Source organism: Agromyces sp. GXS1127 (genome assembly GCF_050565425.1).
Classification (GTDB): Bacteria; Actinomycetota; Actinomycetes; order Actinomycetales; family Microbacteriaceae; genus Agromyces.
In genome coordinates, this window is the sequence record NZ_JBOCIG010000011.1 from 32,955 (window position 1) to 42,281 (window position 9,327).

Here is a 9,327-nt window from a genome sequence, read left to right on the forward strand (position 1 = left end):
TGCTGGTCAGTCGCAGCGCGGAGTATGAGACTCGACTCCGCCGGCTTCTTCGCGGCCGCCTCCAGACCGTGCCCGGCGAGTACCTGACCTTTGGCGTCGAGTCAGCGATGCGCCGGCTCGCCTCGGCACCACGAATCGCGCTGCTCGGGCCGCTCCTGAGCTTCGAAGAGACCAAGCACCTGAGCGAGAAGCTCGCCGCACGGTGGCCGGGCATCGGGGTCATCGTGGTGCGCGAGCAACGCTCCGACCTCGAAGATTGGGTCGACGGCATGGAGATTCACGCGGTCCTCAGCCCGGAGGCGTCCGATGCGACGACCGAGGCCCTGCTCGCGCGGCTCGACGGCTGGCTCGTGTCCTCGGGGCGACTGCAGCCGGTAACCGAGGCGGAGCAGGCAGTCGAAGCCGAGCAGGCTGACATCGCCGGGGTGTTCGCGCTGCTCGGCCCGGAGATTCGTCGAGCCGACTTCGAGCCGAGCACGCCCTACGCCAACACATCTAGTGGTAACGAGGATCTGGATGCAGCGCACGGCGTGGCCGCGATCGATGTCGAATCAGAGTTGGCGGCCGCGCCTGAGCCCGAGCCCGAGCCCGCTGAGTCGGAGTGGGTCCTGCCTCCGATGGCCGAGAACGTGCGAAGCGAGGTCATCGTCGTTGCGGCGCCAAAGGGCGGTCAGGGGAAAACCACGACGGCGATCAACCTCGCTGCGGGGCTCGCCGAAGTTGAGCCGAACTCTGTCGTACTCGTCGACGCCGATGTGCAGTTCGGCGACATCGCAAACGCGCTCGATTTGCATCCGCAGTACTCCCTCGCGGACGTCGTGCGAACGGGAGCTGACGAAGTCGGACTCAAGGCGCTTCTGACTCACCACGATGATGACTTCTTCGTCATCGCCGCGCCGCCCTCGCCCGAGCTCGCCGACGCGATCGCCACTGACGCCCTTGGTGCACTTCTCGATCGCCTGGCGAGAATGTTCCGGTATGTGATCGTCGACACAACACCCGGCCTACCAGACCACACGCTGACGGCGCTCGAGCACGCCACCGACGGCGTATTCGTCTCGAACATGACCGTTCCGAGCCTTCGTGCACTGCGTAAGGAATTCGAGTTGCTCCTCGCGCTCAGCCTCGTGCCGAACAACCGGCATGTCGTAGTCAACTTCGTGGAGAAGAACACGGGGCTTGTCACCAAGGACGTCCAGGCAATCATCGGCACACCGATCGACGTGCTGGTGCCGCGCTCCACTGCGGTCGTGCTGGCGTCCAACGAGGGCGCTCCGCTCATTCACCACGACGTTCGCGACCCGGCCGCCAAGGCGTTCCGCGCGGTCGTGCAACGCATCGATCCCTCAGCTGTCCCCACTCGCCGACGCATCCACAGGAAAGCGAGGACCCAATGAGTCTGAGTGATCGCCTCGAGCGTGCACGCGGTGCACATCGAGCAGCCGCAGGCATATCTGCCAATCCCCTCACCCTCGATGACGGTTCGATCTCTGAGTCTGCCGCAAGCGATGTGGTCCCCACGTCCGATGGTGCCGAAGAGATTTCCGACATGCCAGCCGATGTGCATGCTGAGGAGCACACCAGTACCTGGAACGCTCTCGCCGGCCCGGTCGAGCCAGACGGGCCGACGGACGCGCTGGTCGAGCTGAAGGAGCGAGCGGCGGAGGAGCTCTTCCGCCGGATCGGCGCCCGATTGAATGATCCGTCGCTGACCGAGGAACGGCTTCATGCGCTCGCGCGCGAGGAGCTCGGTCGGATTGTCGAGTCCGAGCAGGTCGCACTGACCAGCGGCGAACGCAACCGTCTCATCACCGAAATCGGTGCGGACGTGCTCGGGTTCGGTCCTCTGGAGCCGCTTCTCGACGACGCTGCCGTGACAGAGATCATGGTCAATCGCTTCAACCAGATCTTCGTCGAGCGGGCGGGTCGCCTGTACGAATCGCGAAGCCGATTCACGAGCGAGGCTCAACTCCGGCGCGTCATTGAGCGTATCGTGTCGCGTGTCGGCCGCCGCATCGACGAGTCCTCGCCTCTGGTCGACGCGCGGCTCGCGGATGGCTCCCGCGTCAACGCGATCATCCCGCCATTGGCGGTCGACGGTTCGTCGCTGACGATCAGGAAGTTCTCGCGCACACCCTTCGGCGTCGATGACCTCGTCGGGTTCGACACGCTGACTCGCGAAATGGCGACCCTTCTCGACGCGTCCGTGCGTGCCAAGCTCAATATCCTCGTCTCCGGCGGAACGGGCACCGGCAAGACGACGCTGCTGAACGTGCTCTCTGCCTTCATCCCTGGGGACGAGCGCATTATCACCATCGAGGACGCCGTCGAGCTCCAACTGCAACAAGAGCATGTGGTCCGACTCGAGTCTCGCCCGGCGAACATCGAGGGCCGGGGCGAGATAACTATCCGCGACCTCGTCCGCAACTCGCTTCGCATGCGACCCGACCGGATCGTCATCGGTGAGGTTCGTGGTGGTGAGAGCCTCGACATGCTCCAGGCGATGAACACCGGTCATGAGGGTTCGATCTCGACGATTCACGCCAACTCGCCGCGCGACGCCCTTGCGCGGCTTGAGACGCTTGTTCTCATGGCAGGAATGGATCTGCCTCTCCGGGCTATCCGTGAGCAGATCTCCTCGGCGATCGACATCATCGTTCAAATCACACGGCTCCGCGATGGAACCCGACGTGTGACGAGCATCACCGAGGTTCAGGGAATGGAGGGCGATGTCATTACCCTCCAGGATGCCTTCGCGTTCGACTATGCCGCTGGTGTCGATGAGGAGGGTCGATTCAGGGGCCACGCGGTCTCTACAGGCGTGAGGCCGCGATTCGTCGACCACTTCAATGATCTTGGGATCGAGGTGCCCGCGAGCATCTTCCGCTACGAACCTCGCGACCGCGCCATATTGGGAGAGGTTGGATGAACGCCCTGCTGATCGCGGGCGTTCTGCTCGGCCTGATTGCGCTACTCGCGTTGGTGTTCCTCGTCATCGTGCCACCGGCGCGGCGCGTTGCGGTCCAGCGCAGGCTTGCGCCCGGCGAGGAGTATGTGTCTCCGCTGACCAAGGCGACGGACAAGACGGTTGAGACGATCGAGGCCGTCATGTCGCGACGTGACCGAACCCTTTTCGGAGAAGAGCGTCTCGAACTCGCCGGCATCCGGATGACGCCCTCTGCGTTTGTCCTCGTCGTCTTTTCCATGGCATCGGTCCTCGCCCTGCTGGGTGTCATTGTTGGGTTCGGCAGTTGGGCTGCGGTGTTCTGGGGTGTCGTTTTCGCTCTGCTCGCTCCGCTCATCGCGCACTTGTACCTGACCGTTCGAACGGCGGGCCGCCGCGCGAAGTTTGCGGATCAACTCGATGACACACTGACACTGGTGTCCGGTAACCTCCGGGCCGGCCATGGCCTCACTCAAGCGATCGACTCGGTTGCACGGTACGCCGACCCGCCTACGTCCGAGGAGTTCTCACGGATCGTGAATGAGGTGCGAATCGGACGTGATCTTGATGTCGCGCTCGCGAACACGGCCGCGCGCATGGAATCAGCGGACTTCGATTGGGCGGCGCAGGCGATAGCCGTGAACCGTGAGACCGGTGGAAATCTCGCCGAGACGCTCCAGCGAACCGCCGCGACCATCCGGGAACGCAATCAGATTCGACGACAGGTCAAGGCTCTAAGTGCAGAGGGCCGGCTCTCGGCGATCATCCTCATCGCGCTGCCGATCGTTGTCTTCGCGTTCGTGGTTGTGGTGCGCCCTGAGTATCTTGCGCCATTCTTCGAGACGTTGCTCGGGTGGCTTGCATTGGCAGTCGCCGTACTGCTCATGATCGTCGGCACCGTATGGATGGTCTTCGCCGTCCGCGTGAAGTTCTGAGGCAACGCGATGACACTACTTCCCATCCTCGCCATCACTGCGGTCTCGCTCGGCATCGGCGTACTCGTCTACCTCATTGTTCGCGCGATACCCGTCAAGTCAGATGTTGTAGCGGTGGTGGCACCCACAACCGAGGCCGAGCTCCAGCGCGTCGAACGCAGGACGTTCGCCGAGACGCTGCGGGCAGTCATGCCTGCCGGTTATGTCGGCTGGGTCCAGCGGAAGATCATCCACGCCGGGATGGCCGGCCGATGGTCTGTCGGAGGCTTTCTGGTGATCCGCGTGGTTGTCACCGCTCTCGCGTTTCTCATCGGGTTGATGAGCTTTCTCGCAGCACCCAACATGGTCGGAAAGATCATCGGGCTGCTTTTCGCGGTGCTGTTCTTCTTGCTGCCGGAAGTCATCCTGACGAGCCGCGCCGACGACCGACAGAAGGCCATCCTGCTTGCGCTCCCTGACACGCTCGACCAGATGACTATCGCGGTCGAGGCCGGTTTGGGATTCGAGGGAGCGATGGCCAGAGCGGCTCAGGGTGGCCGCGGTCCGCTCGCGGAGGAACTCATCCGGACTCTCCAAGACATGTCGATCGGGCGTTCACGCACGGACGCATATTCCGCTCTCCTGGCGCGCACGGATTGCGACGACCTCAAGCGGTTCATCCGTGCGGTACAGCAGGCCGATCGCTACGGTATTGCGATCGCGGACGTCCTTCGCGTGCAGGCTGGCGAGATGCGGATCCGGCGACGCCAGCGCGCCGAAGAATCAGCCATGAAGGTGCCGATCAAGGTCGTCTTCCCCCTCGTGTTCGCGATCCTCCCGGTCCTGTTCATCGTTCTGCTGTTCCCGGCGGTCCTAGGTCTCATCAAGGCCTTCTCCTGACCAGTCCACTTCGTTCCGTAGGCTGGCCCCGAGGGGGTCCGCATGGGGGATGCAGCCGAGTGGCGGCCCGACGTGCTCGGGCCCGGGTTCGAGCAGCTCGACCTGCCGCTCGAGGCTGACGACGAAGGCGAGGTTGTCGCGACGCTCGTGCGGCACGCCGTCGACACGAGCGGCGAGCGCGCGGCATCCGCTCGGCGCCGGTGGCGCTGGCCGTGGGAACGCGACACCGAGCTGCCGCGGCGGCCGGCGGCATCCGGGTGCGATGTGCTGTTCGTGCACGGGTGGAGCGACTACTTCTTCAATCGGGAGCTGGCGCGGTTCTGGAGCGATGCGGGGGCGCGGTTCTACGCGCTCGACCTGCGGAAGTACGGGCGGAGCCTGCGGGAGTGGCAGACGCCCGGGTACATGACCGACCTTGCCGTGTACGACGAGGACATCGAGGCCGCGCTCGGCGTCATCGCGCGCGAGGGCGGGCCGGAGGCATCCGCTCGGCCGTTGATTCTCGTCGGGCACTCGACGGGCGGGCTGACGCTCAGCCTGTGGGCGGCGCGCAACCCCGGGCGGGCCGCGGCGCTCGTGCTGAACAGTCCGTGGCTGGAGTTCCAGCTGAGCGGGATCGGGCGGCAGGCGATCCAGCCGGTCATCGGGTTCCGCGCGCGGCTCGACCCCATGGGGCCGCTGCCGAACGTCGACCTCGGGTTCTACACGCGGTCGGTCGCGAAGGAGCTCGACGGGGAGTGGGAGTACGACCACGCGTGGCGGCCCGACCGCGGGTTCCGCACGCATCCGGCCTGGCTGACCGCGATCCTCGCCGGGCACGCGACCGTCGCCGCCGGCATCGACGTGGGAGCGCCCGTGCTGACCCTCATCTCCGGGCGGTCGGTGCTGCAGGCGACGTGGGATGACGCGATGCTCACGTCGGACATCGTGCTCGTCGTCGACGAGATCGCGCGCCAGTCGCTGAAGCTCGGGCCGAACGTCACGGTCGCGCGCATCGACGGGGCGCTGCACGACGTGTTCCTGTCGCGGGAGCCGGCGCGGGCGGCCGCGTACGCGGCGGTGACGCGGTGGCTGGAGGGGTACGGGCCTCGGTCATGAATGAGGCAGACCCGCTGTCACGCTGACGGAGTAATAACGCTTGGCGATATTAGCGCGGCGCGTTACTATTGGTGGTGTGATCCGTTCGTTCGCAGATGACGCGACCCGGAAGGTGTTCGACCGCGAGCGAGTGGCGAGGTTCGGCCACGATCTGCAGCGGATGGCACATCGGAAACTCCTCCTGATCGAGGCAGCCGATGAACTGAATGACCTCCGCGTGCCACCGGGAAATCGCCTTGAGGCGCTCCGCGGAGATCGTGCCGGACAACACAGCATACGAGTGAACGACCAATACCGGATCTGCTTCCGTTGGACCTCGACGGGAGCCGAGGACGTCGAGATCGTCGACTACCACTGAGGAGGTGATGTGATGACGACCGCACACGACCCCATCCACCCAGGAGAGATCCTGCTCGAGGAGTTCCTCGAGCCGCTCGGGATCAGCCAGTACCGTCTCGCGCTCACCGTCGGAGTTCCGCCGCGTCGGATCAACGAGATCGTCCACGGCAAGCGGGCCATCACGCCCGACACAGCGCTGAGGCTCTCGCGCGCGCTCGGGACGAGCGAACGGTTCTGGCTCAACCTTCAGAATCGATACGACCTCGACGTCGAGCGAGCGGCGCATCAGAGCGAACTGGACGCGATCACGCCGCTCGTCGCCAGCGCGTGAAGACGCCGTAGCGCGACATCCGCTCGCCCTCGAACCGGGAAGCGCGCGTCAGCGGAAGTTGACGAACTGGAGGTCGACGTCGAGGTCGGCGGCCTTCAGCAGGCGGATGGTCTCCTGCAGGTCGTCGCGGCTCTTCGACGAGACGCGGAGCTCGTCGCCCTGGATCTGCGACTTGACCGTCTTCGGCGCCTCGTCGCGGATGAGCTTGCCGATCTTCTTCGCGTGCTCCTGGTCGATGCCGTTCTTCAGGGCGATCTCGATGCGGAACTCCTTGCCCGACGGGTAGGGCTCGCCCGAGTCGAGCGATTTCAGCGAGATGCCGCGCTTGATGAACTTCGACTGCACCACGTCGAGCACCGCCTTGACGCGCTCGTCGGTCGAGGCCTTCAGCAGGATCTTCTCGCCCGACCACTCGACCGACGCCCCCACGCCCTTGAAGTCGTAGCGCTGCTCGACCTCCTTCCGGGCCTGGTTGACGGCGTTCTCCGCCTCCATCTTGTCGACCTTGCTCACGATGTCGAACGTCGAATCAGCCATGCGGGCCAGTCTAGCGAGGGGGTGAGCGGATGCCACGGCTCGCGCCGGCGTCGCCAGTCGCGCCCAGCTCGGCGCCGCGCGCGGCGGTGCGTCAGCGCTCCGGCGGGACCGCCGTGGAGGAGCGGACGCGCAGCTCGAACGGCAGGGGAGTCGCGGCCGGCGGCGCGGCATCCGGACCGGGTTCGAGCTGTTCCATGAGGATCTCGACCGCCTGCTCGCCCTGGCCGCGCGGGAACTGCGCCACCGTCGAGAGGCCGAAGAAGTCGGACAGGTCGTAGTCGTCGATGCCGATGATCGAGACGTCGCGCGGCACGACCATGCCGAGGTCGCGCGCGGCGAGGATCGAGCCGATCGCCATCTCGTCGGACGCCGCGAAGATCGCCGTCGGGCGGTCGTGCGGCACGCCGAGCAGCTGCTTCGCGGCGTGGTAGCCGCCCTGGATCGTGAAGTCGGCGGGCGCGAAGATGCGCGGATCGGGCTCGACGCCCGCGTCGCGCAGCGCGGCCTCGTAGCCGAGGCGGCGGTTCGTGGGCAGGTGGAAGTCGAGGTCGAACTCGAGGTCGCCGCCGATGTGGGCGATGCGCCGGTGCCCGAGCGCGATGAGGTGCTCGGTCGCGAGCCGGGCGACCGCGGCGTCGTCGATCGTGAGCGTGCGGACGCCCGGGATCGGACCGCCGACGCCGACGAGCGGCTTGCGCAGGTCGTGCAGGCGTTGCACCTCGTGCTCGGTCAGCTCGAGCGACACGGCGACGACGGCGTCGACCCGCTGCCGCAGCAGGAAGTGCTCGAACACGCTCGACCGTTCGCGGCCGTCGCCCGACAGGTTGTACAACGTGACGTCGTAGCCGTGCCGGAGCAGCGCCTGCTGCGCGCCCTCGAGCACCGAGGAGAAGAACCAGCGGTTGAGGAACGGGATCACGACGCCGACGTTGCGCGTGCGACCGGACGCCAGGCTCGACGCGTTCGACGACACCACGTAGCCCAGCTGAGCCGCGGCATCCACGACCTTGGCCTTGGAGGCGGGGGAGACGTGGCCGCGGCCGCTCAGGGCGCGCGAGACCGTCGCGGTGGAGACCCCCGCGAGCTTGGCCACCTCATCGATGCCGACCATGGAACCCTCGTTCGACGCCGTCCGCCTGGGCGCGGAGCGGGCCTGCCGATCCTATCGCCGCGCGGAGTGGCGAATGCGCGAACCCCTCGGCGTGCGGTAGAAAGGGGCGGGTCCGGGGCGGGCCTTCTGGGGGCCGGCTTGCCCACACCCACCGTTACCCGAAGGGATCACCGCCGTGAAGTGGGTCAAGCGCATCGCCATCGGGCTGGTCGTCGGATTCGCCCTGTTCTACACGATCACCAGGCCCGAGGATGCCGCGAACGCCGTCCAGGGCGCGTTCGCCGCCGTCTGGGGCGCCGTCGAGGCCGTCGGCACCTTCTTCACGTCGCTCGCTTCCTGACGGAGCACCCGTGAGCACCGACGCCCGCAGCATCTTCGACCCCCACGTCGAGCGGTTCCTCATCGCCGACGAGGGCGAGGTCGTGGTGGACGAGGTCGCCAAGCACTGGGCGGCGATCGTCAAGCCGGTGCTCGGGCTCGTGGCATCCGTGCCCCTGCTGCTGCTCATGTTCGTCGTGCCGTCGCAGGCGTGGTGGCTGCCCGCGGTGCTCGCCATCGGACTCGCCTGCTGGTGCCTGTGGCGCATCCTGCAGGCGCAGATGGACCGGTTCGTCATCACGAACATGCGCGTGTTCCGGGTGCACGGCATCCTGACGCAGAACATCGCGACGATGCCGCTCGCGCGAATCCTCGACATCTCGGTGCACCGGCCGGTCGTGGGGCGCATCTTCGGCTTCGGGCACTTCGTGTTCGAGTCGGCCGCGCAGAACCAGGGCCTGAACGAGATCCGGTACGTCGGCGCACCGAACGAGCGCGACCTGACGATCCAGCGCGTCATCGCGCGGGCGGGCCTCCGCGGTCCGTTGAACCGGGCGACGGGCGCGCCCATGGGTGGCTCGCCGGGCGCCTCGGCTGGCGCCTCGGCCGCCGGCGCGGCGTCCGGTTCGGCGCCGCGCGTCGGTTCCGGCGGTTCCGGCGGCTCCGCGAGCAGCGACCGGCCCGACGGCCTCGGGCCCAACGACACCGTCCCGATCCAGCGACTCTGAGGCGCGCGGCCGCGCCATCCGCCTCGATTTCTCCCATCGGCCGACCGCGGGTATCCTTGTGTGGCCCCCGGTCATGTGAAGAACGTGGTCGGGCGTTCGGCGAGTTA

The 9,327-nt window shown here is 66.7% G+C and carries 11 protein-coding genes; 9 read left to right on the forward strand and 2 right to left on the reverse strand.

The annotated features are described in order from the left end of the window. Positions 1-68: 68 nt before the first annotated feature. The 7 genes from ACQ393_RS16995 (at position 69) to ACQ393_RS17025 (ending at position 6,526) form a co-directional block, all read left to right on the forward strand. Positions 69-1,397 (forward strand): AAA family ATPase, encoded by a 1,329-nt coding sequence (locus ACQ393_RS16995; RefSeq protein WP_430648047.1) that lies wholly within the window; start codon positions 69-71, stop codon positions 1,395-1,397. Continuing rightward, positions 1,394-2,929 carry a CpaF family protein gene (locus ACQ393_RS17000; protein ID WP_430648048.1) on the forward strand — a complete coding sequence of 512 codons (1,536 nt, stop codon included), beginning with the start codon at positions 1,394-1,396 and terminating at the stop codon, positions 2,927-2,929. Before ACQ393_RS16995 ends, ACQ393_RS17000 begins: the two co-directional genes overlap by 4 nt. After that, complete coding sequence (locus tag ACQ393_RS17005; RefSeq protein WP_430648049.1) at positions 2,926-3,879, forward strand: type II secretion system F family protein; 954 nt, start codon at positions 2,926-2,928, stop codon at positions 3,877-3,879. The genes ACQ393_RS17000 and ACQ393_RS17005 overlap by 4 nt, the downstream gene beginning before the upstream one ends. 9 nt (positions 3,880-3,888) lie before the next feature. After that, positions 3,889-4,758, forward strand: a complete 870-nt coding sequence (locus tag ACQ393_RS17010) for a type II secretion system F family protein (RefSeq protein WP_430648051.1) — start codon at positions 3,889-3,891, stop codon at positions 4,756-4,758. A gap of 42 nt (positions 4,759-4,800) precedes the next feature. Continuing rightward, the gene (locus ACQ393_RS17015) at positions 4,801-5,856 is read left to right on the forward strand and encodes an alpha/beta hydrolase (protein WP_430648053.1); all 1,056 of its coding nucleotides are present in this window, start codon (positions 4,801-4,803) and stop codon (positions 5,854-5,856) included. A gap of 76 nt (positions 5,857-5,932) precedes the next feature. Continuing rightward, positions 5,933-6,214, forward strand: a complete 282-nt coding sequence (locus ACQ393_RS17020) for a type II toxin-antitoxin system RelE/ParE family toxin (protein ID WP_328289341.1) — start codon at positions 5,933-5,935, stop codon at positions 6,212-6,214. A 12-nt stretch (positions 6,215-6,226) separates the two neighbouring features. Then, entirely contained in the window at positions 6,227-6,526 is a 300-nt protein-coding gene (locus tag ACQ393_RS17025) for a HigA family addiction module antitoxin (RefSeq protein WP_155053384.1), read from the forward strand. A 48-nt stretch (positions 6,527-6,574) separates the two neighbouring features. Here ACQ393_RS17025 and ACQ393_RS17030 read toward each other — a convergent pair whose 3' ends face one another. Continuing rightward, on the reverse strand, positions 6,575-7,063 hold the full coding sequence (locus ACQ393_RS17030) for a YajQ family cyclic di-GMP-binding protein (RefSeq protein ID WP_155053383.1): 489 nt from the start codon (positions 7,061-7,063) through the stop codon (positions 6,575-6,577). A 91-nt stretch (positions 7,064-7,154) separates the two neighbouring features. Then, positions 7,155-8,174: a LacI family DNA-binding transcriptional regulator gene (locus ACQ393_RS17035; protein ID WP_430648054.1), complete on the reverse strand. Its 1,020-nt coding sequence runs from the start codon at positions 8,172-8,174 to the stop codon at positions 7,155-7,157. Between the two features lie 175 nt (positions 8,175-8,349). Here ACQ393_RS17035 and ACQ393_RS17040 point away from each other — a divergent pair, with 175 nt between their 5' ends. Both ACQ393_RS17040 and ACQ393_RS17045 read left to right on the forward strand, forming a co-directional pair. After that, positions 8,350-8,514, forward strand: a complete 165-nt coding sequence (locus ACQ393_RS17040) for a hypothetical protein (protein WP_430648055.1) — start codon at positions 8,350-8,352, stop codon at positions 8,512-8,514. A gap of 10 nt (positions 8,515-8,524) precedes the next feature. Next, entirely contained in the window at positions 8,525-9,220 is a 696-nt protein-coding gene (locus tag ACQ393_RS17045) for a PH domain-containing protein (protein WP_430648056.1), read from the forward strand. The last annotated feature ends 107 nt before the right edge of the window (positions 9,221-9,327 follow it).

Excerpts from the sequence above, each read along its gene's own strand:
- ACQ393_RS17010 (WP_430648051.1), top strand. The coding sequence starts at position 3,889 with ATGACACTACTTCCCATCCTCGCCATCACTGCGGTCTCGCTCGGCATC.
- ACQ393_RS17000 (WP_430648048.1), top strand. The coding sequence starts at position 1,394 with ATGAGTCTGAGTGATCGCCTCGAGCGTGCACGCGGTGCACATCGAGCA.
- ACQ393_RS17030 (WP_155053383.1), bottom strand. The coding sequence starts at position 7,063 with ATGGCTGATTCGACGTTCGACATCGTGAGCAAGGTCGACAAGATGGAG.
- ACQ393_RS17035 (WP_430648054.1), bottom strand. The coding sequence starts at position 8,174 with ATGGTCGGCATCGATGAGGTGGCCAAGCTCGCGGGGGTCTCCACCGCG.
- ACQ393_RS17005 (WP_430648049.1), top strand. The coding sequence starts at position 2,926 with ATGAACGCCCTGCTGATCGCGGGCGTTCTGCTCGGCCTGATTGCGCTA.
- ACQ393_RS17015 (WP_430648053.1), top strand. The coding sequence starts at position 4,801 with ATGGGGGATGCAGCCGAGTGGCGGCCCGACGTGCTCGGGCCCGGGTTC.
- ACQ393_RS17025 (WP_155053384.1), top strand. The coding sequence starts at position 6,227 with ATGACGACCGCACACGACCCCATCCACCCAGGAGAGATCCTGCTCGAG.